The sequence below is a fragment of the Devosia sp. XK-2 genome, from assembly GCF_037113415.1.
Taxonomy (GTDB): Bacteria; Pseudomonadota; Alphaproteobacteria; order Rhizobiales; family Devosiaceae; genus Devosia.
This window is the reverse complement of sequence record NZ_CP146608.1, coordinates 894140-920593: the sequence shown is the minus strand read 5'-3', so window position 1 is coordinate 920593 and position 26454 is coordinate 894140. Positions and strand designations below refer to the sequence as shown.

26 protein-coding genes are annotated in these 26454 nt (G+C 62.2%); 20 read left to right on the top strand and 6 right to left on the bottom strand.

Annotated elements, in window-relative coordinates:
- A complete protein-coding gene (locus tag V8Z65_RS04470) occupies positions 1-867 on the top strand; it encodes an AraC family transcriptional regulator (protein ID WP_338722822.1) in 867 nt (288 codons plus the stop codon).
- Here V8Z65_RS04470 and V8Z65_RS04465 read toward each other — a convergent pair whose 3' ends face one another.
- From V8Z65_RS04465 to V8Z65_RS04445, 5 genes are all read right to left on the bottom strand, one after another.
- Positions 868-1371: an SRPBCC domain-containing protein gene (locus V8Z65_RS04465; RefSeq protein ID WP_338722821.1), complete on the bottom strand. Its 504-nt coding sequence runs from the start codon at positions 1369-1371 to the stop codon at positions 868-870.
- Positions 1372-1384: 13 nt separating this feature from the next.
- Positions 1385-1726 (bottom strand): metalloregulator ArsR/SmtB family transcription factor, encoded by a 342-nt coding sequence (locus V8Z65_RS04460; RefSeq protein ID WP_338722820.1) that lies wholly within the window; start codon positions 1724-1726, stop codon positions 1385-1387.
- Positions 1727-1846: 120 nt separating this feature from the next.
- Positions 1847-2947 carry a Xaa-Pro peptidase family protein gene (locus tag V8Z65_RS04455; protein ID WP_338722818.1) on the bottom strand — a complete coding sequence of 367 codons (1101 nt, stop codon included), beginning with the start codon at positions 2945-2947 and terminating at the stop codon, positions 1847-1849.
- Positions 2948-3054: 107 nt separating this feature from the next.
- Positions 3055-4641 carry an ABC transporter substrate-binding protein gene (locus V8Z65_RS04450; protein WP_338722816.1) on the bottom strand — a complete coding sequence of 529 codons (1587 nt, stop codon included), beginning with the start codon at positions 4639-4641 and terminating at the stop codon, positions 3055-3057.
- Complete coding sequence (locus V8Z65_RS04445) at positions 4638-5294, bottom strand: XRE family transcriptional regulator (protein WP_338722814.1); 657 nt, start codon at positions 5292-5294, stop codon at positions 4638-4640. The genes V8Z65_RS04450 and V8Z65_RS04445 overlap by 4 nt, the downstream gene beginning before the upstream one ends.
- A gap of 208 nt (positions 5295-5502) precedes the next feature.
- On the opposite strand from V8Z65_RS04445, the gene V8Z65_RS04440 reads away from it, so the two are divergent.
- The 11 genes from V8Z65_RS04440 to V8Z65_RS04390 all read left to right on the top strand — a co-directional run bounded on the left by V8Z65_RS04440 (position 5503) and on the right by V8Z65_RS04390 (position 16248).
- Complete coding sequence (locus tag V8Z65_RS04440; RefSeq protein WP_338722812.1) at positions 5503-6513, top strand: ABC transporter permease; 1011 nt, start codon at positions 5503-5505, stop codon at positions 6511-6513.
- Between the two features lie 190 nt (positions 6514-6703).
- Complete coding sequence (locus tag V8Z65_RS04435; protein ID WP_338722811.1) at positions 6704-7606, top strand: ABC transporter permease; 903 nt, start codon at positions 6704-6706, stop codon at positions 7604-7606.
- Positions 7607-7781: 175 nt separating this feature from the next.
- The gene (locus V8Z65_RS04430) at positions 7782-8618 is read left to right on the top strand and encodes an ABC transporter ATP-binding protein (protein WP_338722810.1); all 837 of its coding nucleotides are present in this window, start codon (positions 7782-7784) and stop codon (positions 8616-8618) included.
- Positions 8615-9349 carry an ABC transporter ATP-binding protein gene (locus V8Z65_RS04425; protein WP_338722808.1) on the top strand — a complete coding sequence of 245 codons (735 nt, stop codon included), beginning with the start codon at positions 8615-8617 and terminating at the stop codon, positions 9347-9349. Before V8Z65_RS04430 ends, V8Z65_RS04425 begins: the two co-directional genes overlap by 4 nt.
- Before the next feature lie 42 nt (positions 9350-9391).
- Complete coding sequence (locus V8Z65_RS04420; RefSeq protein WP_338722807.1) at positions 9392-9898, top strand: GAF domain-containing protein; 507 nt, start codon at positions 9392-9394, stop codon at positions 9896-9898.
- Complete coding sequence (locus V8Z65_RS04415; RefSeq protein WP_338722806.1) at positions 9895-10401, top strand: GAF domain-containing protein; 507 nt, start codon at positions 9895-9897, stop codon at positions 10399-10401. The genes V8Z65_RS04420 and V8Z65_RS04415 overlap by 4 nt, the downstream gene beginning before the upstream one ends.
- Positions 10402-10552: 151 nt before the next feature.
- A complete protein-coding gene (locus V8Z65_RS04410) occupies positions 10553-11482 on the top strand; it encodes an ABC transporter permease (RefSeq protein WP_338722805.1) in 930 nt (309 codons plus the stop codon).
- Entirely contained in the window at positions 11479-12651 is a 1173-nt protein-coding gene (locus V8Z65_RS04405) for an ABC transporter permease (protein ID WP_338722803.1), read from the top strand. The genes V8Z65_RS04410 and V8Z65_RS04405 overlap by 4 nt, the downstream gene beginning before the upstream one ends.
- Positions 12648-13652: an ABC transporter ATP-binding protein gene (locus V8Z65_RS04400; RefSeq protein ID WP_338722802.1), complete on the top strand. Its 1005-nt coding sequence runs from the start codon at positions 12648-12650 to the stop codon at positions 13650-13652. The genes V8Z65_RS04405 and V8Z65_RS04400 overlap by 4 nt, the downstream gene beginning before the upstream one ends.
- On the top strand, positions 13649-14641 hold the full coding sequence (locus tag V8Z65_RS04395; RefSeq protein WP_338722800.1) for an oligopeptide/dipeptide ABC transporter ATP-binding protein: 993 nt from the start codon (positions 13649-13651) through the stop codon (positions 14639-14641). The genes V8Z65_RS04400 and V8Z65_RS04395 overlap by 4 nt, the downstream gene beginning before the upstream one ends.
- 26 nt (positions 14642-14667) lie before the next feature.
- Positions 14668-16248 (top strand): peptide ABC transporter substrate-binding protein, encoded by a 1581-nt coding sequence (locus tag V8Z65_RS04390; RefSeq protein WP_338722799.1) that lies wholly within the window; start codon positions 14668-14670, stop codon positions 16246-16248.
- A 66-nt stretch (positions 16249-16314) separates the two neighbouring features.
- Here the strand turns inward: V8Z65_RS04390 and putA are convergent, their stop codons facing one another.
- Complete coding sequence (putA, locus tag V8Z65_RS04385) at positions 16315-19686, bottom strand: bifunctional proline dehydrogenase/L-glutamate gamma-semialdehyde dehydrogenase PutA (RefSeq protein ID WP_338722798.1); 3372 nt, start codon at positions 19684-19686, stop codon at positions 16315-16317.
- A gap of 120 nt (positions 19687-19806) precedes the next feature.
- Here putA and V8Z65_RS04380 point away from each other — a divergent pair, with 120 nt between their 5' ends.
- From V8Z65_RS04380 to cobM, 8 genes are all read left to right on the top strand, one after another.
- On the top strand, positions 19807-20274 hold the full coding sequence (locus V8Z65_RS04380; protein ID WP_338722797.1) for an Lrp/AsnC ligand binding domain-containing protein: 468 nt from the start codon (positions 19807-19809) through the stop codon (positions 20272-20274).
- 64 nt (positions 20275-20338) lie between these two features.
- Positions 20339-21067 carry a precorrin-6A synthase (deacetylating) gene (cobF, locus tag V8Z65_RS04375; protein ID WP_338722796.1) on the top strand — a complete coding sequence of 243 codons (729 nt, stop codon included), beginning with the start codon at positions 20339-20341 and terminating at the stop codon, positions 21065-21067.
- A 55-nt stretch (positions 21068-21122) separates the two neighbouring features.
- Positions 21123-22304 (top strand): precorrin-3B synthase, encoded by a 1182-nt coding sequence (cobG, locus tag V8Z65_RS04370; RefSeq protein ID WP_338722794.1) that lies wholly within the window; start codon positions 21123-21125, stop codon positions 22302-22304.
- Positions 22301-22933, top strand: coding sequence for a precorrin-8X methylmutase (locus V8Z65_RS04365; RefSeq protein ID WP_338722792.1), 633 nt, complete (start codon positions 22301-22303; stop codon positions 22931-22933). The genes cobG and V8Z65_RS04365 overlap by 4 nt, the downstream gene beginning before the upstream one ends.
- Complete coding sequence (locus V8Z65_RS04360; protein WP_338722791.1) at positions 22930-23655, top strand: precorrin-2 C(20)-methyltransferase; 726 nt, start codon at positions 22930-22932, stop codon at positions 23653-23655. The genes V8Z65_RS04365 and V8Z65_RS04360 overlap by 4 nt, the downstream gene beginning before the upstream one ends.
- On the top strand, positions 23652-24407 hold the full coding sequence (locus tag V8Z65_RS04355) for a precorrin-3B C(17)-methyltransferase (RefSeq protein WP_338722790.1): 756 nt from the start codon (positions 23652-23654) through the stop codon (positions 24405-24407). The genes V8Z65_RS04360 and V8Z65_RS04355 overlap by 4 nt, the downstream gene beginning before the upstream one ends.
- Positions 24404-25615 (top strand): precorrin-6y C5,15-methyltransferase (decarboxylating) subunit CbiE, encoded by a 1212-nt coding sequence (gene cbiE / locus V8Z65_RS04350; RefSeq protein WP_338722789.1) that lies wholly within the window; start codon positions 24404-24406, stop codon positions 25613-25615. Before V8Z65_RS04355 ends, cbiE begins: the two co-directional genes overlap by 4 nt.
- Positions 25612-26373 (top strand): precorrin-4 C(11)-methyltransferase, encoded by a 762-nt coding sequence (gene cobM / locus V8Z65_RS04345; RefSeq protein ID WP_338722788.1) that lies wholly within the window; start codon positions 25612-25614, stop codon positions 26371-26373. The genes cbiE and cobM overlap by 4 nt, the downstream gene beginning before the upstream one ends.
- Positions 26374-26454 lie beyond the last annotated feature (81 nt).

Below are 26454 nucleotides of genomic sequence, written 5' to 3'. Positions count from 1 at the left end.
GTGCTCACCACCCTGCTGAACAATGGTTTCGACCTCCGCCGCCTGGCGGTGCAGCGCAGCGCAGCGCCACTGCATTGCATGGTTGTCAGCGCGGGCTATGAGCAGCGGCGCAACGAAGTCTATTCCTGGGACGGCATGAAGCGCGGCACGGCGCCATTCCTGGTCATTCAACACACCACATTCGGGGAGGGGCGCCTCGACTATGCCGGGACGCAGCACAGGCTGACGCCCGGCAAGACCATGCTGGTGACCATGCCGCATACCCATCGCTACTATCTGGAGCGTGGCGGACACTGGGAGTATTTTTGGCTATTGCTCAATGGCAGAGAAGCCCTGCGCCTGGCCCGGGAAATTCTCGATAGCGCCGGTCCGGTGCTCACCCTCGATCCACCTCAGCTTGATCGCCTGGCGACCGCTGCGCTGGATGCCCTAACCATTGCTGATCCGTCGCCCGGCCAGGTCTCCGTCCTTGGCTATGCGGCAATGGCCGCTTTGCACGATGGCGTGTTCGGCGCTCGCCGGCCGGATGACGCCGCGCTGCCCCCGGCCATGGAAAGGGTCGTCGGCTTTGTCGACGACAATCTTGCCGCGGCCCTCCATGTGGAGCGCCTTGCCAATATTGCCGAGATGAGCCGGGCACATTTCGTGCGCCGGTTCACCTCGGCGCTGGGACAGTCACCATCCGATTTTGTGCTCACCCGCCGGCTTGCCCGTGCCGAGCGCTTATTGCTGGCCACCGAGATGGGCGTGGGCGAGATTGCCCGGCTGACCGGCTTTGCCAATGCGAATTACTTTGCCAAGGTTTTCAGAAAGAGGCGTGGCGCGGCTCCATTGGAGTACCGTGCCACGCGCTTCGAAGCGGGTTGATTAGCCTTCGGCCTGCAACCGTTCCAGGATCGCGTCGAACTTGGCCATGGAGACATTGGCGCCCCATTCCATGCCGGTATCGACCGTGGCATTGCGCATGTCGAAATCGGGGAAATTCGAGATCGACCGATAATAGGTCCTGCCGTCACGCTCCTCGAAATGATGCTCTTCGTAATAGCGCTCGTCTTCCTCGAACATGCCCTCGACCACAAAGGTATTGCGGATCATGGCCTTGGGCTCGACCTTGAGATAGGTGCCGAAAAAGGTAATCTCGGACCTGTCCGGCATGGTCGAGACGATCCGCCATTTGCCGCCCGTGCGTACGTCATATTGCACGACTTTGTTGGCCTCATGGGGCCCGAACCACTGCGCCACATGCTGCCCCTCGGTCCACACTTTCCAGACCAGGTCCAATGGCGCGTTGAACGTGCGCGACATGATGATCACGGGCCGGTCGGCCGGCAATTCGGTAGAGAATGGATTGGGAAAAGTTTGATCGTTCATGGCGATGTCCTCGTCAGTTCCGTGTGTTGTCTTTGGGGGTCTGCAATTGCGTCAGATAAGCGTCGAGCTGATCGAGGTTGCGTTCCCAGAAGCCGCGATAGGTCTCGAGATAGGTGGCCACCTCGCGCATGGGCGCGGCGTCCAGTTTGCAGGGGCGGTACTGCGCCTGTTTTCCTCTTGTGACGAGACCGGCATTTTCAAGCACTTTGATGTGCTTTGAGACGGCAGCCAGCGTCATATCGAAAGGCTCGGCCAGTTCATTCACGCTGGCTTCACCCGTCGACAGGCGAGCGAGAATGGCCCGTCGGGTGGGGTCGGCCAGAGCGGCAAGAGTGGTGCTGAGGGGATCGGCCATTTTCAACCCAACTATATAACACTAATTGGTATAATACGGATTGGTTGAATTCAGTCAAGGGCGTAGATGCGCAAACGCCCGCTGGCGCGGGCGTTCAAAAAACTCTTTAGGAGGATCAGCTTAGCCAGCGGCCACGGCGGTTCGCGGCATTCCGGAGAAGATTTCCGCCTTGCCGTCGCGGATAATGACGATCTCTTCGAGCCGCAGGCCGAACCGGCCCTGCAGGTAAATGCCGGGCTCGATGGAGAACACCATGCCCTCGTCGAGCGTCGTGTCGCTGGAGGCGGTGATGTAGGGCGCCTCGTGCACGTCGATACCCAGGCCATGGCCGGTGCGGTGCAGGAAATTGGGACCATAGCCGGCAGCGGTGATGACATCGCGCGCGGCCTTGTCGACGTCACTGGCCTTGGCGCCTGGCACCGCTGCAGCAAGCGCTGCTTCGACGGCTCGATCGACGATGGAATGGATCTGCCCATAGCCCTCAGGCGGGGCGCCGAAATAGCCCATGCGGGTCATATCGGACGGATAGCCATCGAGGCGGCAGCCGGTATCGATCAGCACGGCGTCGCCTGCCTTGAGCGAGGTGGTTCCGGTGTGATGATGCGGGAAAGCGCCGTTGGGCCCGAAGCAGACCGAACAGAATTCGGTCACAGCGCCATTGGCCTTATAGAAATCACCGATCAACTGCGCGACCTCAAGCTCGGTCATGCCCGGTTTCAATGCTGCGAAGGCAGCCTCGACCGCCCGGTCATTGAGCAGGTGCGCCGCCTTGAGGCGTCTATACTCGTCAGCGTCCTTGCGCGAGCGCAGATAGCCCACCGTGTCGCTGGTGAAGCGGCGCGTGGCGCCCGGCATGGCATCGAGCAGCAGCAGCGCAAAATCGGCGCGCATGGTTTCATCGAGCACGATGGAGGGCGCCGCGCGATCGATGCCTGTCGCCGCAATGAGCTCGGCAAGCGCCGCATCGGGACCATCGGCATCGGCCCAGGTGAAGAAGGGCAGATCGGTATGCTGGCGCGAACTATCGGCGTTAAGGGCGGGCATCAGGAAGCCGGCAAAGCTTTGGCTGACCATCAGCAGAACCGGGCGTTCGTCGCCATGGGGCGAGAGATCGGCCAGATATTTCATGTGGCTCGAAGGGCCGATGACCACCAGATCGGTGCTGGTTTCGGTCATGCGGGCGCGCAATTTTTCAAGGCGGGCGTCGAGCGTGGAATTCATGGGACCATTTCCTGAAACAAAACGCAGAGCCGGGCGGGAGGAGAATGCCCGGCTCTGCATGCGGCGGCCGAAGGGACCGGGCCGCCGCAAGCGATGGACCAAAACGCTTAGTTCTTGGTCACGAGACGGTAGTAGACGAAGTCCGAATTGGACCCGTTCACATAGCCTTCAACATTGTCGGCCATGGCGATCTGCAACTGGGCCTGGAACATGATGACGATCGGGCTTTCTGCCTGAACCTTCTTTTGAAGGTCGACATACATTTCATTGCGCTTGGACTGGTCGGATTCGGCCAGGGCGGCACGCACCTCCTCGTTCATCTCTTCGGGCACGGCCCAGGCGTTCCGCCAGGTGGTGGTGGCCGTATAATTATCGTCCGAATTGTCCGAGTTATAAGCGAAGGCCTTGGCGTTGGAATGCGGGTCCATGAAGTCCGGGCCCCAATAGAGCAGCATGGCCTCGTGCGTGCGGTCACGATATTTCGTGATCACCTGGGCACCGGTGCCGGGCAGGATGTCGAAATTGATGCCTGCCTCGGCAAAGCCGGCCTGCAACGACTGGGCCATATCAGTGAACGGCGCCGCATTGATCACGTCGAGGGTGACATTGATCGGGGTTTCGATACCGGCGTCGGCCAGGATCTGCTTGGCCTTTTCCACGTCATAGCTATAGGGCGTTTCGTCATAGGAGCCCGGGAAGCCCTTGGGCCAGAAGGCCTGGTGCTTTTCCATCTGCCCCTTGAGGAAGCTCTCGGTCATGCCGTCATAGTTGACCAGATAGCGCGCGGCTTCCCACACGGCCGGGTCCGTCAGACTCTCGGTCTTCTGGTTGAACGAGAGGAAGTGCACCGCAGCCTGCGGATAGGCTTCCACCTTGATGCCTTCGCCCAGTCCCGCGATCTGGTCGGGGGTCAGGTTCTTGGCCATGTCGACATCGCCCGAGGTCAGCAGCAATTGCTGGGTGGCGGCTTCCGCCACATGGCGAATGAGGACCTGCTTCATGGCTGGCGCGCCGGCGAAATAGTTTTCGTTGGCGGTAAGGCGAACCAGTTCAGCCGGACGGTAGTCGGTCAGCACATAGGGGCCAGAACCGGCCGAATTGGTGTTCAGCCAGGCATTGCCCCAGTCCTCGCCCTCGACATGCTGGGAGACCAGCACTTCATCGACAATCGAGGCCGGGCGCGAGGCCAGCACGTTGAGCACGAAGGCCGAAGCAAAGTCGCCATCCCACTTGATGGTAACCGTGTTGCCGTCAACGGTGACCATTTCGTCGATGTTTTCCGGCGTCCAGCCGAGCTGGGTCAGAATGAAGGCCGGCGTGAGGTTGAGATTAACCACGCGCTTGAAGGAATAATGCACGTCTTCGGCGCGAACGGGATTGCCTGAGGCGAAGGTCGCACCATCGCGCATGGTGAAGGTGATGGTCTTGGCCGCTTCATCGGCCGTCCATTCGCTGGCCAGGCCCGGCGCAAGAACAGTGGTGTCCTCGGCGGCATACTGTACCAGGTGGTCATAGAGATTGGCGTTGATTTCGCCGGCCGAGAATTCATAGGCCTGGGCCGGATCGAGCGCGACAATGTCATCGATATTCTGGGCAATCACCAGGGCGTCGGCCGGGGTTGCGGCGTAGACAGCGCCCGATGCCAGCGGCAGCGCGAGCGCTGACGCCAAAAGGGCCGTGCGGAAGAGCTTCATGTGCGTTTCTCCTTGGGAATGGGTTTCTTGCGAACCGGCTTATTGGCGCCGGCTTTAGGTTTCGCCACGACCGGACGCGGCCGCGCCGTGGAGCGAAAAAGGGCGAGCGTGCCGGTCCAGAGCAGGCGGGCCGGCCGGTCGGTATGGTTGGACCAGGAATGAGGGCGATTGCCGCGGAAATGCAGGCTGTCGCCCGCGTTCATCACCATCTCCTCACCGTCGAGGCGCTGGGTGATCGACCCTTCGAGGACGTAGAGGAATTCCTCGCCTTCATGGGCCACCGTCTCGGACCGATAGCCGGGCGGCACCACCATGAGGAAACTGGAGAGCTGGTTGCCCGGAAAATCCGCCCCCAGCCGCTCATAGATGATCGAGGAACCATCGAGCGAGAAGCGGCTGCGCTCCCCTGCACGGGTCAAGGCGTTGTGTGGCGCGGGGGTAGAAATAAAATAATCGATAGTAACGCCCAGCGCCCGTGCGATCTGCGCCAGCGTGCCAAGCGAGGGCGTAGCATGGTCGCGCTCGACCTGGCTCAGATAGCCCACCGAAACGTCCGCGGCCTCTCCCAGAGCCATCAGGGTCATATGCTGCTGGCGGCGGCGCGCACGGATCAGTGCCCCAACCTTGGGATGTCCATCCTCTTTGATCGCCATTGCACCAGCCACGGCCAACTCCACCAAAATTTTTTTGATATAAGCAAAGTTTCTTGTATGGTGGAAGCGAAATGTGAAACTTTTGTCACCTGCCGACGCGTTAAGTCAGCGGGTATAAGGGTTTGTTTTTCCGAAAGGATTTCGTGTGGCGATAGACGAGCGGAACAGCGCCCCGCCCCCTGGAGCATCCCCTGCCGGAAGGCATGCGATGCGGGTGGTATCGGCAACGGGCGGCTTTGCGATCACGCTGTTCCTGACCTTTCTGGGCCTTCTCGCCATCACCTTCTTTATTGGCCGCGTCATTCCCATCGATCCGGTCCTTGCCGTCGTCGGCGACCGCGCTACGCAGGCGCAATATGACGCCGCCAAAATCGCCATGGGGCTGGACCGGCCGCTATGGATGCAGTTCATCTCCTATGTAGGCAATGTCTTTACCGGCGAGTTCGGCATGTCGGTTTCGACTGGCCGCCCAGTGGTCGAGGACCTCTCCCGTTTCTTTCCCGCAACCTTCGAAATGGCCACTCTGGGCATTCTGATCGGCTGCGCCATTGGCATTCCGCTGGGCGTCACCGCCGCCGCCCGCCAGGGGAGTTGGCTCGACCAAATCATTCGCGTCGTTGGTTTGCTCGGCTATTCCGTTCCGGCCTTCTGGCTGGGCCTTGTGGGCCTTGCGGTCTTCTACGCCCGGCTGCGCTGGGTTGGCGGACCCGGCCGCCTCGACATTTTCTATGATGGGCTCGTTTCCCCCATTACTGGCATGATCCTGATCGACAGTCTGCTGCAGGGCGAGGTCGACATCTTCTGGAACGCGGTTTCCCATCTTATCCTGCCCGCGTCAGTGCTGGGGTTTTTCAGCCTGGCCTATATCGCCCGCATGACCCGCAGCTTCATGCTCGATCAGTTGAGCCAGGAATTCGTCACCACCGCCCGCGTCAAAGGCGTGCCCGAACGCGTGGTCATCTGGCGCCATGCCTTTAACCCGATACGTGTGCCGCTGATCACCGTGATCGGCCTCTCCTATGCTGGCCTTCTCGAAGGCTCGGTGATGATCGAGACCGTTTTTTCCTGGCCGGGCATCGGCAATTATCTCACCACAGCCCTGCTCAATGCCGACATGAACGCCGTGCTGGGCGCGACCCTGGTCATCGGTGCGGTATTCATCGTCATCAACAAAGTTTCGGACGTGCTCTATCGCGTCCTCGATCCGAGGGCCCGCTGATGGAAAATTCACTTACAGATCGACGGGCGCTTCTTCTCTTCTCCCCTGAGGGGAGAAGGTGGCGCGCAGCGCCGGATGAGGGGTTCAGGATCGCGGTCCTACCCGAGGATATTCACCCCTCACCCCAACCCTCTCCCCTGGAGGGGCGAGGGAGCCGGATTGCGTCTCGTGGCGCTGCAGGAGTCCACCCATGACCACCCGTGACTGGCTCCTTGCCGACAGCCCCACCTCCCGCCTGCAGGCCAATGCGGGTCGCGCCTATCGCGTGTTCACCGCTTTGATGCGCAACCCGCTCTCTGTGCTGGGCGGCGTCATCATTCTCCTGCTGCTGCTCACCGCGGCCTTCGCGCCCTGGATCGCGCCCTATTCGCCAATCGGGCAGGATCTGGCCAATCGACTCATGCCGCCTTCGGCAGCCCATTGGATGGGCACGGACGAGCTGGGCCGCGATATCTTCTCCCGCGTGGTGTGGGGATCGCAGATCACCCTCACCATCGTGCTGCTGGTCGCGCTGATTTCGGCGCCGCTGGGCCTGCTGATCGGCGCAATTGCCGGCTATTTCGGCGGGTGGGTCGATCGCGTCCTGATGGGATTCACCGACATTTTCCTGTCCCTGCCCAAATTGATCCTGGCTCTGGCCTTCGTCGCCGCGCTTGGCCCCGGCATCAACAATGCCATTATCGCCATCGCCATTACCTCCTGGCCCGCCTATGCGCGCATCGCCCGCGCCGAAACCCTGACCATCCGCAATGCCGAATATATCTCGGCGGTGCAGCTTGCGGGCGGCGGCCCCATCCGCATCATTGTCCAACACATTCTGCCGCTCTGCACCTCTTCGATGATCATTCGGGTCACCCTCGATATGGCTGGCGTCATCCTGACCGCGGCAGGCCTTGGCTTTATCGGCCTGGGCGCGCAACCGCCACTGCCCGAATGGGGCGCCATGATCTCGCGCGGCCGCACCTTCATTCTCGATCAGTGGTGGGTAGCCACCATGCCCGGCTTTGCCATTATCATCGTGTCGCTGGGCTTTTGTTTCCTCGGCGATGGGTTACGCGACGTGCTCGATCCCAAGAGCGAGGGGAAGTCATGATCCTCGCCATTCACGCGTTTGATGTCACGGCTCCATTGCATCCCTCCCCCTTGAGGGGAGGGAATGAGGGTGGGGGTCCATCAGTGATCCACTGGACCACCCCCCTCCCCTGCCCTCCCCCTCAAGGGGGGAGGGAGACCATCGCAAAAGGCTTCGTTTTCATTGGAGGGAACAAATGACCTCCCCCCTCCTCACCGTCGAAAACCTGCGCGTCAGCTTCCCCACCCATTCAGGTCGCGTCGAAGTGGTGAAGGGCATCTCCTTCACCCTTGGCCGCGAGCGGCTGGGCATTGTCGGCGAAAGCGGCTCAGGCAAGTCCATGACAGGCCGCTCGATCCTCAAGCTCATCCGCAAGCCCGGCGAGGTCAGTGCCGACAGGCTCGAATTTGACGGCATAGACCTTCTTCAGCAGACCGAAAAACAGATGCGCGCCATTCGCGGCGCCCGCATTTCCATGGTCATGCAGGACCCCAAATTCTCGCTCAATCCGGTCATGACCGTTGGCGAGCAGATTGCCGAGGCTCTGGTCACCCACCAGAAGCTGCCGCGCCGGGATGTGCAGGCGCGTATCATCGAGATGCTGCATGCCGTGCGCATCAATGACCCGGAGCGGGTGGCCAAACTTTATCCGCACGAGGTTTCGGGCGGCATGGGCCAGCGCATCATGATCGCCATGATGCTCATCCCCGAACCCGAATTGCTGATTGCCGACGAGCCCACCTCGGCGCTCGACGTCTCGGTGCAGGCGCAGGTGCTCGACATCATCGACGAACTGGTGCGCAACAAGGGCATGGGACTGATCCTGATCAGCCACGATCTCAATCTGGTCAGCCGCTATTGCGACCGGATTCTCGTCATGAATGCCGGCCGGGTGGTGGAGGAGTGTGCGGCCGGGCAGCTCGAAAACGCCCAGCATCCCTACACGAAGGGCCTGCTTGCCGCCATGCCGGTGATCAACGAAACCCGCGACGAACTTCCCGTGCTCGACCGCACGCAATGGGCCGGCACATGAACGCCATCGATCTTACCAATCTCGACATTGCCTATGGCGACACCAAGGTCGTCTTCGATGTGAACTTGTCTATCCCGGAGGGCGAGAGCTTCGCCCTGGTCGGCGAAAGCGGTTCGGGTAAATCCACCATCCTGCGCGCCATTGCCGGGCTTGCGCCGGATTGGACGGGCGGCATTTCGGTCATGGGCGAGGCCCGCAGCCATCACGTCGATCGCGCCGTGTCACGAAAAGTGCAGATGGTGTTCCAGGACCCCTATGGATCGCTGCATCCACGCAAGACCATCGACGCGGCGCTTTCCGAACCCCTGGCTATCCACGGCATCGGCAATCGGGGGGAGCGTGTGGAAGCCATGCTGGCCGCGGTCGGTCTCGACCAACGTTTCCGTTTCCGCTTTCCGCACCAGCTTTCGGGCGGCCAGCGCCAGCGCGTCGCTATTGCCCGTGCCCTGATGCTCGAACCCAAAGTCATGCTGCTCGACGAACCGACCTCAGCGCTCGACGTATCGGTGCAAGCCGAAATCCTCAACCTGCTCAAGCGTCTGCGGCGCGAGCAGGGGCTGACCTTCCTCATGGTCACGCACAACCTGCCCGTCGTCAGCTTCCTCTGTGATCGGCTGGCGGTCATGCGTCACGGCCGCATCGTCGAGATCGCCGACGTCGCCCAGCTCAAAGCCGGGGACCTCAAAGAATCCTATTCGCGCGAGCTACTCGCCGCGACCGAGAGCGCGTAGGCCAATTGGCACGGACGCTCTGAGACCACCAAGGACTATCCAATGACTTCCCATACTGAAGCACTTTCAAATTTTGACGCCGCCATTGCGATCGCCAAAACAGCTGACCAGGCCTACAAGGCCCTGCAAGACCTTACCCAAGCCACCGTGGGCGCCAAGCTTTTTACCATCATGACGGTCGACATGCAGGCCGATGTCGCCCGCCGTGCCTATACCAGCGACCCGGCGAACTACCCGGCCTCGGGCACCAAGCCGATCAATTACGGCCCCTGGTTCGATGTGGTGCACAAGCGGCGCGAATATTTCGTCGCCAACACCATTGAGGACATCGCCCAGGTCTTTTTCGACCACGAACTGATCAACACGCTGGGATGCCAATCGGTCATCAATATGCCGATCGTTCTGGGCGACGAGTTGGTGGCTACCATGAACATCCTGGATGTGGCCGGCTATTACACGCCCGAGCGTGTGCAGATGGTACGCGATGTCCTGTCGATCCCGGCCAAGCTCGCGGCTCTGGTGGCTCTCAACCGGGGAGAGCGAGCATGACCACCGATAGCCGCGCTGCTGCTTTCCGCACGTTCGAAGAGGCCCTGGCCCGCAACACCGATCCGCTCACTACTGGCGCCGCCCTGCACGAGCTCGCTCAGGCGCTGATCGGGGCTCACCTGTTCACGCTGACGGCCATCGAAATGGAGCAGATGCAGGTGCGCCGCGTCTATTCCAGCCATCCGGAGGTCTATCCGGTATTGGGTACCAAGCCGATCGTGCTCGACGACTGGTTCGAGGCCATGCGCACCGAGCGCCGGATTACGGCCATCAACACGGCGGCCGACATGGAAGGCCAGTTCCCCGATCTCGACCTCATCCGGTCGCTGGGCTGCAATGCCTCCATCAGCGTGCCGATCATGGTCGGCAATGAGCTCATCGGCACGATCAATGCACTGGACAAAGAGGGACAATATGGTCCCGGCGCGATTGAGCAAGCTGCCGATCTCATCGTCCCGGCAACCGCCGTCTTTCTTATCCTGCGCCGCCACTTCGGCGTGTGACCGCCAGATCAGGCTTGTAAAAAACTTCACTTATGAGCAAAAAAATTTTACCGGCCACTTGAGTTGTAGCATGGGCGGTGCTGCTATGCGGGACGGAGCAGATATGGGGGCGAATAGTGCGAGGCTCTGCTAAGGCAGTGGGTGCAAAGGAATGATCGGCTATTTGGCCCAGCGTCTGGGCATGATGGCCATCACGCTGTTCGCCATTATCACATTGACCTTCTTCCTCATGCATGCCGTGCCGGGTGGGCCCTTCGTGTCCGAACGCATGCTGGCGCCGGAAATTGCCGCCGCGCTCAATGCCAAATATGGGCTCGACCTGCCCATCTGGCAGCAATATCTCAACTATCTGGGCAATATCGTTCGTTTCGATCTTGGCCCATCCTTCAAATATCCGGGCGTCTCGATCAATTCGATGATCGCGGCCGGCCTGCCGGTCACGCTGCAAACCGGTTTGCTCGCCGTTATCTGCGTGGTGGCGCTGGGCGTGCCCCTGGGCGTCATCGCCGCGCTCAACCGCAATCGCTGGCCTGACACCACCGTCATGTTCATCGCCACACTGGGCGTGGCCATTCCCAGCTATGTCATTGCCACTGTTTCGCTTTATGTCTTTGCCCTGCGTCTGGGCTGGGTGCCGACATTCGGGCTCGACGATTGGCGCGGCTATTTCCTGCCGGTCTTTGCGCTGTCCGGCTTCTGGATTTCCTTCGTCTCGCGGCTGACGCGGTCGTCCCTGCTCGAAACCCTTGAGCAGGATTATATGACCACGGCGAGCGCCAAAGGCCTCAGGCGCGGACAAATTCTGTTCAAGCATGGCCTGCGCAATTCGCTTTTGCCGGTCGTTACGGTGCTTGGGCCAGTGGTGGCCAATCTGGTCACCGGCTCATTTGTCATCGAGCAGATCTTCGCCCTGCCCGGCATCGGCCGGCAATTCGTGCTCTCGATCACCAATCGCGACTACACCGCCATTATGGGCATCACCATTTTCTATGCCGCCATTCTCATGGTCATGATCCTCATTGTCGATCTGCTCTATGTCTGGCTCGATCCCCGCATCAAACTGACCAAGGCCACGGCATGACCGATATTACTCCGGACATGTGGGCCAGGGTGCCCGCGGGCGCAGCCGTGCCGCCTACACCGCCCCCTGCCCCCACCTATGGTCAGGATGTGCGCCGCCGCCTCTGGGCCAACAAGCCGGCCGTCCTTTCCATCGTCTTCATCGTCGCATTGGTGCTGGCCGCGTTTTTCGGACCGTATTTTTCGCCGCACACTTATTATCGGCAGGATTTGAAGCTCTCCAATATCCCGCCCGCCTTCGAGACCTATGCCGTCACGCAGGACGATGGAACGCAGATGCGCTTCTTCCTCAACGCGTCCAATTTCAACCTCTATGAGGTCGATGCAGAGGGTCATGTGCTGGGCCTGCTGCGCGGCGGCCGCAAGGACATCATCAAGAAAAGCCAGCCCTTCGAATTTGGCAACCAGGCCGTGACGCTGGATTATTCCAGGCTCCCAACCCGCTTACTGCTCGAAGATGGGACAGAACTGCGCCCTTCGGGTTGGAGCTGGAACCGCACCTATCTCTTCGGCACCGATCAACTCGGCCGCGACATTCTGGTCCGTCAGCTCTATGGCGCGCAGATTTCGTTGACTGTCGCCTTTGTCGCCACGCTGGTCAATTTCTTCATCGGCGTCTTCTATGGCGGCATTGCCGGCTATGTCGGCGGACGCGTCGATGCGGTGATGATGCGCATAGTCGAGATCATCTCCACCATTCCGCTTACGCTCTATGTCGTGCTGCTGATGGTCGTCTTCGATAGCGGGTTGCTCTCGATCATCGTCGCCATCGGCTCGGTCTTCTGGGTCGATATGGCGCGCATCGTGCGCGGACAAATATTGAGCTTGAAAAGCCAGGACTATGTCGCGGCGGCCCGCACCATGGGTGCCTCGCCGACCCGCATTCTCACCCGGCACCTGCTGCCCAATTCCATCGGCCCTATCATCGTCACCCTCACCATGCTCATCCCCTCGGCCATTTTCATCGAAAGCTTCATGAGCTTTATCGGCCTTGGCGTGACGCCGCCGCTGGCCTCCTGGGGTTCGCTGACCTCCGAGGCGGTCGAGACCTTGCGCACCTATCCGCACCAGCTCTTTTTCCCGGCAGCCGCGATCTCGCTCACCATGTTCGCCTTCAACTTCCTGGGCGACGGGTTGCGCGACGCCCTCGATCCGAGGTTGCGCGGATGACCCAGACCGTTCTTTCCGTGCGCGATCTCGCAACATCTTTCTTCACCCGCCGGGGTGAGGTGCAGGCCGTACGCGGCGTCAGCTTCGATGTGCGCCCCGGTGAAATTCTAGGTCTCGTGGGTGAAAGCGGTTCGGGGAAATCGATCACCTGCATGTCGGTTCTCCGCCTGCTCAAGGCCGGCGGGCGCATCAAATCCGGCAGCGCCAGTTTTGAGGGAACGGACCTGCTCTCGCTCGACGAGGACGCCCTGTCCGATCTGCGCGGCAACCGCATCGGCGTGATTTTCCAGGATCCGATGACCTCGCTCAACCCGACCCTCACCGTCGGGGAACAGGTCATGGAGGCCATCCTGCGGCACAGAAAGGTCAGCCGCGCCCAGGCAAGGGCGCGGGCCATCGAGCTGTTCGAGCTGGTACGCATCCCCTCGGCGGCGGCGCGGCTCAAATCCTTCCCGCACGAATTTTCCGGCGGCATGCGCCAGCGCGTCATGATCGCCATTGCCCTGGCCTGCGAACCGACATTGCTGATCGCCGACGAGCCGACCACGGCGCTCGACGTCACCATCCAGCGCCAGATCCTGGCCCTGCTCAAGGACTTGCAGCAGCGCCTGGGCATGGCGGTCATCCTCATCACCCATGATCTCGGCGTCATTGCGGAAGTCACCGACCGTGTTCTGGTGCTTTATGGCGGCCTCGTCATGGAAACCGCGCGGGTGCGCGACCTGTTCGCCGCGCCGGGACATCCCTATACGGTGGGCCTCCTCGGCGCCGTGCCGGACCTGCGCGACGATACCCATCGGCGCTTGACGCCAATTCCAGGCAGCCCGCCCAATATGCTGGCACCGCCCGCCGGCTGCCCGTTCGCGCCGCGCTGCCCCTATGCCATGACCCGATGCCTTGCCGAATTGCCACCCTTGTTCGGTGAAGGTCATCAGTCCCGCTGCTGGCTGCAACACCCCGACGCACCCAAGGTGGACGCCGTGCACGAGGTGGCCGCATGACCCGACCACTCCTCCAGTTGCGTGGCCTGCATAAGCATTTCCGCCTGCCATCTGCGCCTTTTACCCCTAAGCCGGTCCTGCGGGCCGTCGATGGTGTCGATCTCGATCTGATCAAGGGCGAAACGCTGGGCCTGGTTGGAGAGTCCGGCTGCGGCAAGTCGACCCTGGCGCGCACGGTTATCCGGCTGCACGAGCCGACTTCGGGCAGCATCGTCTTCGACGGCGAGGAAGTCGGCAAGGCGGGCGATCGCCAGATCGGCGCATTCCGCCGCCGCGTGCAGATGATCTTTCAGGACCCCTATGCCAGTCTCAACCCGCGCATGAGCGTGGGTGAGCTGATCGCCGAGCCGCTGGACATTGCCGGGCTTGGTACGCCGGCCGAGCGCCGCAAGAAAGTTGCCGACCTGCTCGACCGCGTCGGCCTGCCGGCAGATTCGGCCGCTCGCTTTGCGCATGAATTCTCCGGCGGCCAGAGGCAGCGTATCGGCATTGCCCGCGCCATTGCACTGGAACCCGACCTCGTCATTTGCGACGAGCCGATTTCGGCGCTCGACGTGTCGGTGCAGGCGCAGGTGGTCAACATGCTTGAGGACCTGCAGGCCGAACTCGGGCTGACTTACCTTTTCATCACCCACGACCTTTCCATGGTCCGGCATATCTCGGACCGCATCGGGGTGATGTATCTGGGCCGGATCGTCGAACTGGCCTCCAGCGCCGATCTCTATCACCGCCCCAGCCACCCCTATACGCGGGCCTTGCTCAGCGCCATTCCGGTGCCCGATCCGGCAGCGGCGCGGGCCGTCGAGCCGATGCAGGGCGAAATACCGAGCCCGATCGATATTCCCTCGGGATGTCGTTTCCGCACGCGTTGCCCCATGGCCAAAGACATCTGCGCAAAGGTCGATCCGCCACTCACCGATGTCGGTGGCGGACACCTTTCCGCCTGCCATTTCGCCGGGGAACTGGCGCAACAATCAACCGGGACCTAAGGTCCCAACAAAAGGAGAGAACGAGAATGAAGACAATGGTTCTGCCGCTGATGACGGCGGCATTTCTGGCCACCACCGGCGGCGTCTTTGCCGCTGGCGAATTGACCTATGTCGTCAACAATGAAAGCGCCAAATACGATCCGGGCACCACGGCCGAAACCTTTGCCGCGCCCATTATCGGCAATACCTTTGAGGGCCTTGTGCGTCTCGATGCCGAAGGCGAAGTGGTCCCGGCCCTGGCCGAGAGCTGGGATATTTCCGAGGACGGCCTGACCTACACGTTCCACCTGCGCGATGCGCTGTGGTCCGATGGCGAGCCGGTCAAGTCGTCCGATTTCGTCTATGCCTGGAAGCGCGTACTCGATCCAGCTTCGGGCGCAATGAACTCGCAGATGCTCTATCACATCGTCGGCGCCGAAGAGGCTTTTGGCGGTGGTGATGCCGAGGCCATCGCGGTCTCAGCGCCCGATGACAAGACGCTGACCTTCACCCTCAAGCAGCGCGTGCCCTATATGCTGCAATTGCTCAACTATCCGACCTTCTATCCGGTCCGCGAAGATGTGGTCTCGGCCGATCCGGAAGGCTGGACCCGCGATCCGGCGACCTTCATCGGCACCGGCCCATTCCGCGTCACCGAATTCAATCAGGGCGAGTCGGTCGTGTTCGAGAAGAACCCGAACTATTACGCCGCCGACGAAGTCAGCCTCGATAAGCTCACCTTCCGCCTGATCCCCGATCCGGCGACGGCGCTGGCGGCCTTCGAAGCCGGCGATGTCGATGGCATCGAGGCCGTCCCTGCCCCCGAAATTCCGCGTCTCTCGGTAGAATCGGACGCCTTTATGATCGTGCCGGCCCTGGGCACGACCTATGCCTTCTTCAACCCGCATCAGGCCCCGCTCGATAATCTCCATGTCCGCAAGGCCCTCTCGATGGCCATCGATCGCTCGGAGATCATCGAATTCGTGCTGCAGTCGGCGGACACCCCGGCCCTTGGCCTCGTGCCCCCGGGCATGGGTCTTGCCGGTGAGGACTTTACCGATGGCCGCGACAACTTCGGTCTGTCGGAGACTGCGGACGTCGAAGGCGCGCAGGCCGAGCTGGCCGAGGCCGGCTATCCCAATGGCGAAGGTTTCCCCGAAACCCTTTACGTGACCTATTCCTCGCCGCCGATCGAGAAGCTGCTCGAAGCCATTCAGCAGATGTGGAAGGAAAACCTCAATATCGATGTCGCCATCCAGGCGACCGAGTGGCAGGTCTATTATCCGGAAGTGCAGAAGGTCGAATACCAGATCGCCCAGATGGGCTGGGGCGCCGACTATCCGCACCCCATGACCTTCCTCGACAATTTCGTGTCGGGCAGCGCCAATAACCTCAATAACTGGTCCAATGCCGATTACGACGCTGCCATTGAAGCGGCCAAGTCCGCGTCGGACGAGGCGGCATCGCGCGATGCCATGCGCGAGGCCGAGGCCATTTTGATGAACGACCACGTCATCCTGCCACAGTACCACCGCTACAATTACATGATGATGAGCCCGGAGGTGACCGGCTTCTGGCGCTCGCCGCTCAACGTGCCCTATTTCCGCGACGCGGAAATCGCTGAGTAATCGTTCGGAATAAGGCGCAAAGGCCCGCGGGATTGCCCCTGCGGGCCTTTTTCATTGCTGCCGAAGTCAGCCCGCCGCGGCTATGAGCGAGGCATTGCCACCGGCGGCAGTGGTGTCGATACAGACATGCCGCTCCAATTGCAGGCGGCCGATATCCTGCGGTCCCGAGATGATCGGGACTAGCGCCCCTGTCCGCTGGCTCAAGGCAAGGCGGATGGCCTTGAGCTCTGCATCATCGCCGAACCAGGCGACCGCGTCGAACTGACTTCCCGATTGGAGCCGCTCGATATCCATTGGGGCCGTTTCGGCCCGGCAGCCGGCCTTTTTGGCTATTTCAATCTGCGCCGCCACGTCATCAGCCGTCGGCCCCAGGCACAAAAGCGTGCCGCGCGGCGCGACATGCAGACAATTGTTCTCGCCGGTCGGGCCGGGCAGGTCCCGCACGCCGTCCTGCAGGTCGCTGCCACCCTGGGTGAAGCGCGGCAAATAGTGCGGCCCGCCCGCCTTGGGGCCCGTTCCCGACAGACCCTCGCCACCGAAGGGTTGGCTGCCGACAACGGCGCCGATCTGGTTGCGGTTCACATAGATATTGCCGGCATGGACCATTTCGGTCAGCCGTTTCACGCGCGAGGAAATGCGGGTATGCATGCCAAAGGTCAGGCCGTAGCCGGAGGCATTGATGGCCGCAATGACCCTGGGGAGCTCGTCGCCCTTGAATGTTGCCACATGCAGCACCGGGCCGAATATTTCCTCAGGCATCTCTTGGATGCCGCTCACTTTGAGCACTGTGGGCGCCACGAAAGTGCCGCCCTCGGGCGCGCGCAATTGATGCAGGACGCGATCCTTCCGTGCCTCGATATAGGCCATGATCTTATCGCGGGCCGTCGCATCGATGATCGGGCCGACATCGGTCGAGAGGTTCCAGGGGTCTCCCAGTACCAGCTCATCCATCGCACCCCTGAGCATGTTCAGAGTATGTTCATAAACGTCCTCCTGGACGTAGAGAACGCGCAGCGCCGAGCACCTTTGCCCCGCGGACTGGAAGGCCGAGGCAATAATGTCGCGAACCGCCTGTTCCGTCAGCGCGGTGGTATCGACCACCATCGCGTTCAAGCCGCCCGTCTCGGCAATCAATGGGGCATGGGGCGAGAGATGCTCGGCCATGGCTTGCTCGATCCGCCTCGCCGTCGGCAGTGAGCCGGTAAAGGCGATACCGGCGACCGACGGATTGGATGTCAGCCGGGCGCCGACCGCCGGGCCACCCGGCAGGAGTTGCAGCGCGTCTGCGGGCACACCGGCCTCATGCATCAATTGCACAGCGCGGAAAGCGACAAGAGGCGTCTGCGGCGCGGGCTTGGCGAGAACTGGATTGCCCGCTACCAGCGCAGCGGCGATCTGCCCGGTAAAAATGGCGAGCGGAAAGTTCCAGGGCGAAATACAGACAAAAGGCCCGCGTGGCGGTGCCGTCAATTTGCCGGCCTCATCGGCATAATAGCGCAGGAAGTCCACCGCCTCGCGCAACTCGGCCACCGCATCGGCCCAGGTTTTCCCAGCTTCACGCGCGAGCAGGGCGAAGAATTCGGCGCTATTGGCCTCGTAGAGATCCGCGACACGTCGCATTACGGCGGTCCGCTCGGCCACGGGCACCATCGCCCAGGTCGAGCTCGCTGCCGCCACTACAGCCTCATCAACTTGTGTGGCGCTGGCTTCGGCAACACTGCCAACAAAGTCGCCATATCTGGCCGGGTTGATCACCCGTTCGGCAGTTCCGTTGCCCGCAATCATGGCGCCGAGCGGCGCGGCTCGCCATTGCGCGCCGGCAAACGTGCCGCGCGCATCTTCCATGGCCCCGAAGGCAATGGGGTCGGTCAGGTCAAGCCCCTGGGAGTTCCGGCGCTCGCCGAAAATGCGCTCCGGCGGGGCAATGGCCGCGTTGGGAATAGCCTGTCCCAAAGCCAGCAGTTTTCCGATGGGGTCTTCGGCAACCTTGGCGGCCGGAATATCCTCATCGGCGATCTGATAGACAAAAGAGCCGTTGGCGCCGTTCTCGAGCAGGCGGCGCACCAGATAGGCCAGGAGGTCCTTGTGCGCACCGACCGGCGCATAGATACGGGTGGTGGTCTTGTGGTTCTTGCGCAGCACTTCATGCAGTTGCTCGCCCATGCCATGCAGGCGCTGGAATTCATAGCTGTCATTGGACCGGCCCGCTTCCGCAGCCAGATGCAGCACGGCCGCCGCCGTATGCGCATTATGCGTGGCAAACTGCGGATAGATATGGGCGGCGTCGAACAGCCTGCGTGCCGCCGCGATATAGCTCACATCGGTTGCGGCCTTGCGGGTATAGACCGGATAGCCGGGCAGCCCCATCACCTGCGCACGCTTGATCTCGGCATCCCAATAGGCGCCCTTAACCAGGCGCACCATGATGCGCCGGTCCAGTCTGGCCGCCAAGGCTTCCAGCCAGTCGATCAGTGGCAGCACCCGCTTACCATAGGCCTGAACCACGACACCAAAGCCGTTCCAACCAGCCAACTCCGGCGTTTCCAGCACGGCCTCGATCACGTCGAGCGACAGATCAAGCCGATCGGCTTCCTCGGCGTCGATATTGAAACCCATATTCGCCTTGGCGGCAGCCAGGGCGAGTTGGCGCGTGGCCTGGACCAGTTCGGTCATGACCCGGTGGCGCTGCGCGACCTCATAGCGCGGGTGCAATGCGCTTAGCTTGACCGAAATGCCGGGATTATCCCGTACCGAGCCATGGATGCAATGCGGCGCCAGCGCGTTGATGGCATTGAGATAGGCATCGAAATAGCGGCGCGCATCGGCCGCCGTGCGTGCCGCCTCACCCAACATGTCGTAGGAATAACGGTAGCCGAGCGCTTCGGGCTTCCTGGCATGGACGATGGCCTCCTCAATGGTCCGCCCGAACACGAACTGGCCGCCCAGCAGCCGCATGGCATGGCTGACGGCGGTTCGGATCACCGGCTCGCCCAAACGGGCCACGGCGCGGCGAAGCGCGGATTTCGGTGCAATCTCTGGATCGCCCAGCACGTCGGATGTCAGGCTCAGCGCCCAGGACGAGAAATTGACCAGGGGGCTTTCGGAGCCGCCAAAATGAGCGGTCCAATCGGCACCACCGATCTTGTCATGGATGAGAGCATCGACGGTCTCGCTGTCCGGCACGCGAAGTAACGCTTCGGCCAGCGACATCAGCGCCAGACCTTCTTCGCTGTCCAGGCCATATTCGGCCAGAAAGCTCTCCATAAGCCCGAGTCTGGTGCTGGCCCGCACGGCTTCAACGAGGTCCACGGCCCTGCCCGAAATCCGGTCACGCTCGGCCTCGTCAAGGCCGGTCTCGACGATAAGATCGTGAACAAGAAGGGTTTCGTCGGCATAGAGCCTGTCGCGAAGGTGTTGGCGGGGCGAAGTTTCCGGCATGAGCGTCAATCCTGGTGAACAGAGCCATGATGCCAGAAGTGCTTTAGTCGTTTCGCCCTATCTGGTAACACTTTCCAGTCTCTTTGCTCTCAGATGAGCTTGATACTGAGTGAAATTCCTATGAAATCACCATCTGCCAGTCTATTGGACCATATCGACAAGCGCATCATTGCCGAATTGGCCAGCAATGGCCGCATCAGTGTGGCCGAGTTGAGCCGTCGGGTAAATCTCTCCAAAACGCCTTGCCAGGCGCGCATAAAGCGCCTCGAGCAGGAGGGCTATATTCTGGGTTATCGCGCGGTTATCGATCCGACCCGTCTGGGCCTGCCGCATGTGGCCTTTGTCGAGGTGCGCCTGAGCGACACGCGTAAGGCCGCGCTGGACGCTTTCAACAAGGCCGTGCGCGCGCTGCCCGAGGTCGAGCAGGCGCATATGATCGCCTCCAGCTTCGACTATCTGCTCAAGGTGCGCACCAAGGACATTGCCGCTTACCGCGAGGTGCTGGGCGAGAAGATTTCCGCCTTGCCCCATGTGGCACATACATCGACCCATGTATCCATGGAAGCGGTCAAGGACGATGCAGAATAGCATTGCCTTGCCAGGGCTTTGAGGGTCTGCCATTTCCAGATAATCACTGGTTCGAGGGCCAGCCATGAAAACCATTCTTGTCATCGGGATCGGCATGGGCAGTGCCGAACATCTGACCGTCGGCGCCGTGGAAGCGCTAAACCGGGCCGATGTGCTGTTCGTGCCGGAAAAGGGTGCCAATAAGTCCGACCTGGCCGACATACGCCGCAGCATTATTGCCCGTTTTGTCCGCAAGCCCAATCCGCGCCAGATCGGCTATATGGTGCCGCGCCGCGACGCGCAGAGTGCCGATTATGGCCAAGGCGTCGCCGACTGGCACCAGGCCCTCGCCGATATTTATGCCCTTCTCATCTCGGACATACCGGCCGATGGCACGGGGGCCTTTCTGGTTTGGGGCGATCCGAGCCTTTACGATTCCACCTTGCGCATTCTCGAATACGTTTCCGAGCCCATAGAGGTGGAAGTGGTACCCGGCATCACTGCTATCCAGGCACTCACCGCCGCGCATGGCATCACGCTCAACCGCATCGGCGAGCCGGTACTGGTCACCACCGGACGCCGCTTGGGCCGGGTCGAAACGGACACGGTCGTGATGCTCGATGGGCAGATGGCGTTCCGCGAGGCCGATCCGAACCTCGAAGTCTTCTGGGGCGCCTATCTTGGCTCACCCGATGAAATCCTGGTGGCCGGACGATTGGGCGACGTTGCCGAAACGATCGTGGAAAAGCGCACGCTCGCCCGCCAGCGTCATGGCTGGATCATGGACACCTATCTCCTGCGCAGGCCGGAGTAGTCCTGCTGCGCGCAGGCTGATAGAATTGCATTTATGCAGGACAGGTGAGTTCGGTGTGACGCAGCTCGGCGCAATCGTGGGTTCTTTCGGCGCCGCCCGGCGCGGCGCCTGCCCGACGCTGCACGAGCCGATGCAAACCGGCGATGGCTTGTTGGCGCGCCTGCGCGTGACACGGCGCGTGCTCGCCCCCCGGCAGCTTTTGGAGATCGCGCGGCTGGCGCAGATTCATGGCAATGGATTGGTTGAAATCACCGCTCGGGGCAATTTGCAGGTGCGCGGCCTAAGGCCTGATACCGCAAAGATATTTGCAGAAGCCGCCTCGCAGATAGTCGAGGTCGAAAGCGGTCTTGTCATTGACCTATCGCCCATTGCCGGAAACGATCCGCAGGAGCGGGCGGATCCCAGAGCGCTTGCCGGCCGGATCGGCGAGGCGGCCAAGGCGTTTGCCGGACGGCTTGGGCCAAAGGTAAGCGTTGTGCTCGACGGCGCTGGCCAGGTGTCGATGCACCGCTTGAAGGCAGATATTCGGCTCGTCGCCCAGGATGGGGAGCATTGGGTCATCACGCTGGGCGGCAGCAAGCCGCAGGTCGTGGATGAGGACGCAGCTATCGCGACCACCATAGCCGTGCTCGGCGCCCTGGCCGCGATCGGCCCCGACACACGGGCAACCGACCTGTTTGCGGGACCTGTCGGTCGCGATGCAGATGCCGACCCTGTGCAGGACTGGCGGGCGAAAGTGACGCTGGCACAAGGACATTGCCGCGCCGTGGCCCTGCCTTTCGGGCAAATGGAGAGCGCCGCTCTGGTGGCGCTTTGCGACAGGGCGGAAAGTGCCGGCCTATCGACATTGCGGCTGGCGCCGGACCACACGCTACTCGTCGACCATGCACCGGATCATTTCATCGAAGGCGCGGCCCGGCTCGGCTTCATCACCGATCCGAACGATCCCCGCTGCCGCATCAGCGCCTGCATTGGTAATAAGGGTTGCGCATCCGGCCTCATCGCGGCCCGCAAGATTGCCGCCAGGCTCGCGCCAAATGTCCCGCCGGGCCAGCATTTGCACGTATCGGGCTGCAGCAAGGGCTGCGCTCATCCACGCAGCACCGATATGACCCTGGTCGGTCGGGCGGACGGGATTGGTCTTGTCATCAATGGCCGGGCGGGCGATACGCCTCGCAGACTTCTGGACGAGGCGGCGCTTTTTGCCGGCACCGGTCCATTTCAGGACGGGCAATGACCCAATATGACTACATCAAGGATGGCGAGAGCATCTATCGCCAGTCCTTCTCCATCATTCGTGCCGAGGCCGATCTGACCGGCTTTGCCGGCGATGAGGCCGAACTGGCCATCCGCATGATCCATGCCGCGGGGATGATCGAAGCGGCGCAGCATTTTATGTTCAGCCCCGGTTTCGTCGCCGCTGCCCGCATCGCCCTCAATGCAGGCGCACCAATCCTGTGCGATGCGGAGATGGTGGCACGCGGCGTCACCGCCGCGAGGCTCCCGGCAGACAATGCCGTGATCTGCACCCTGCGCGATCCGCGCACACCGGCCATCGCCACGAGCATCGGCAATACCCGTTCGGCTGCTGCCCTGCATCTTTGGGACGAGCATATCGAGGGCGCCGTCGTCGCCATAGGCAATGCGCCGACTGCCTTGTTTCATCTGCTCGAAATGCTGCGCGATGGCGCTCCGAAGCCGGCCGCAATTCTGGGGATGCCGGTCGGCTTTGTCGGCGCCGCTGAATCCAAGGACGCGCTGGCGGCCAATTCTTACGGCGTGCCCTATGCCATTGTGCGGGGGCGTCTGGGTGGTAGCGCCATCACGGCAGCCTGTCTGAACGCTTTGGCGAGGGCGGGATTGTGAGCGGGAAGCTGTTTGGCGTCGGCACGGGTCCCGGCGATCCGGAACTGCTGACGCTCAAGGCCATCAGCGCCATAGCGTCGGCCGATGTCGTGGCCTATTTCGCCAAACGCGGCAATCCGAGCAATGCCCGCGCGATTGTCGCCGAATACCTGCGTCCCGACCACGTTGAGGAAGCGCTGGACTATCCAGTGACCACGGAGATCGATCGGCGTGAGAACGGCTACAAGATGCAGATAGAGGCCTTCTACGCCGAGGCGGCTGACCGTATTGCCATCCACCTCGATGCCGGCCGCACTGTTGCCGTGCTCAGCGAGGGCGATCCGCTGTTCTATGGCAGCTATATGCACCTGCACCTGCGCCTGGCGCCGCTTTATGATACCGAGGTCATACCGGGTATTACCGCCATGTCGGGCTGCTGGTCCGATGCCGGTCTGCCGCTGGTTCAGGGCGACGATATCCTCACCATCCTTCCCGGCACGCTGGACCGCGACGAGCTCGCGCGGCGGCTCGGCAATACCGAAGGCGCGGTGATCATGAAGCTCGGCCGCAACCTGCCCAAGGTTCGCGCTGCGCTGGCGGATGCCGGACGGCTGAACAACGCCGTCTATGTCGAACGCGGCACCACGGCCGCCGGACGGTCCATCGCCCTCAGCGACAAGCGCGATGACGAGGCTCCCTATTTCTCGTTGATCCTGGTGCCCGGCTGGAGCGCCAGGCCATGACCGGACGCCTCGTCATCATCGGCACCGGACCGGGCAATCCGGAACAGATCACGCCGGAGGCGAGCGCCGCCATTGCCACAGGCGAGCAGTTCTTCGGTTATGGGCCCTACCTTGATCGCCTGACACTCCGGCCCGATCAGCATCGTATCGCGTCCGACAATCGCGAAGAGATCGATCGCGCCCGCGCCGCGCTGGATGCGGCATCCAAGGGCGCATCGGTATGCGTCGTGTCGGGTGGCGACCCCGGTGTCTTTGCGATGGCTGCGGCGATTTGCGAGGCGGTGGAAACCGGTCCCGAGACCTGGCGGCGCCTCGAGATAAAGGTGTTGCCGGGCGTGACCGCCATGTTGGCCGCCGCGGCGCGGGCCGGTGCACCGCTCGGCCACGATTTCTGCGCTCTCTCGCTTTCGGACAATCTCAAGCCCTGGGAATTGATCGAGCGGCGGCTGCGCGCGGTCGCTGAGGCCGGTCTGGTCATCGCGCTTTATAATCCGATCTCCAAGGCCCGCCCCTGGCAATTGGCCACCGGCTTCAAAATATTGCGCGAGGTTCTGCCGGTGACGACGCCGGTCATTTTCGGCCGCGCCATCGGCCGTCCCGATGAGCATTTCGTGGTGGTGCCGCTGGGCGAGGCGCATCAGCAAAAAGCCGACATGGCCACCTGCGTCATCATTGGCTCGACACAGACTCGCATTATCGACCGGCCCGGCATGGACCCACTCGTTTATTCACCCCGGAGTGCCGAGCCATGACCGAACCATGGCTCTCCATTGTCGGTATTGGCGAAGATGGGCTCGACGGTCTGTCGCTGGGTGCACGCGCAGCGATTGCAGGGGCCACGCTGGTGTTCGGTGGCGAGCGGCACCTGGCCCTGATGGCGCCAATCATTTCGGGGGAGGCCCGTGCCTGGCAATCGCCCTTTTCGACCTCCATCGAGGAGGTGCTGGCGGCAAAGGACAGCAAGGTCTGCGTGCTCGCCTCGGGCGATCCGTTTCACTACGGGGTCGGAGCGACCTTGGCCCGACAGATCGATCCGACGCAAATGCAGGTTTTCCCGCAGCCTTCGGCTTTCAGCCTGGCCGCCGCGCGGCTTGGCTGGCCATTGCAGGAGGTTGTGAGCCTTTCCTTGCATGGCCGGCCGATTGACCTTATCCGCCCGCACCTGCATCCGGCGGCGCGCATTCTGGCGCTGACCTCGGACGAACATGGGCCGGGGGCTCTGGCGGCGCTTCTGGTGGAAGCCGGATTTGGCCGCTCGATCATCACGGTTCTCGAGGCCCTGGGAGGGCCGGATGAACAAATGCGGTCGCAAATGGCCGATGGCTTCATGCTGACCGATATCCATCCGCTCAATATCTGCGCCGTTACGGTCGCGCCCCTTCCCGGCGCGCATATTCTTCCCCTGACGCCGGGGATCGATGATGACCTGTTCGAACATGACGGACAGATCACCAAGCGCGATATCCGCGCTCTCACGCTTGCCGCCCTGGCGCCACGTCGCAATGAAACGCTCTGGGATATCGGCGCCGGTTCGGGCTCTATCGGCATCGAGTGGATGCTGGCCGATCCAAGCCTGCGTGCCATTGCCATAGAGACCGATCCGGATCGCGCCGCCCGCATTGCGCGCAATGCCCGCAAATTCGGCGTGCCGGAGCTGCGTGTGGTCAATGCCATGGCGCCGCTGGCCATGGCGGGCTTAGCCCCGCCGCATGCGATCTTTGTCGGCGGCGGCGGCACCGACCCGGGCGTCATGGACGCGGCGCTGGATGCCCTCCGCCCCGGCGGCCGGCTGGTTGCCAATGCTGTGACCCTGGAGATGGAGCATGTGCTCCTGACGCTCCTTGGCGAAAAAGGCGGCGACCTGGTCCGGCTGTCCGTCGCTCAGGCAGCTCCGCTCGGCACCATGCAAGGTTGGCGTCCAGCCATGCCGATCACCCAGTGGCGGTGGACGAAACCATGACCGTTCATTTCATCGGCGCCGGCCCGGGGGCCGCCGACCTCATTACCGTGCGTGGCCGCGACCTGCTGGCGCGCTGCCCCGTCTGCCTTTATGCCGGCTCCATTGTGCCGCCGGAAATGCTCGGCTGGTGTGGAACCGATACGCGCCTTGTCGATACCGCCCCCATGTCTCTCGACGAAATCGAGGCCGAATATGTCAGAGCGCATGAGGCGGGCGAAGACGTCGCGCGGCTGCATTCGGGCGATCTCTCCATCTGGAGCGCAGTGGCCGAGCAAATGCGGCGACTCGACCGACTCGGCATTCCCTATACGCTGACACCGGGGGTTCCGGCGTTCGCCGCTGCAGCCGCCGCCCTGGGACGCGAACTCACCATCCCAGCGGTCAATCAATCGCTCGTATTGACCCGCATTGGCGGCCGGGCTTCACCCATGCCAGAGGGAGAAACGCTTGGCGGTTTCGCCGCCACCGGCGCCACACTGGCTATTCACCTGGCCATCCATTCGCTGGCCCGCATCGTCTCCGAATTGACGCCGCTTTATGGTGGCGACTGCCCCGTGGCCATCGTCGCTCATGCCAGTTGGCCGCAAGAGGTGATCATCCGGGCGACGCTTGCAACCGTTGAAGAAAAGCTTGGCCCCGGCATCGAGCGCACCGCGATTATCTTCGTGGGCAGAGGCCTGGCCGCCGAGGACTTTCGCGAAAGCGCGCTTTACGACCCCGACTATCAACGCCGGTTCCGCGGACGCGATGGCCTATAAGAAGCTTTCATGGCGGCCTGGCCACCCCACCTCAAGGCCGTCCTCATCGCTGATGCCTCGGCAGGCATCAACAGGCATCCG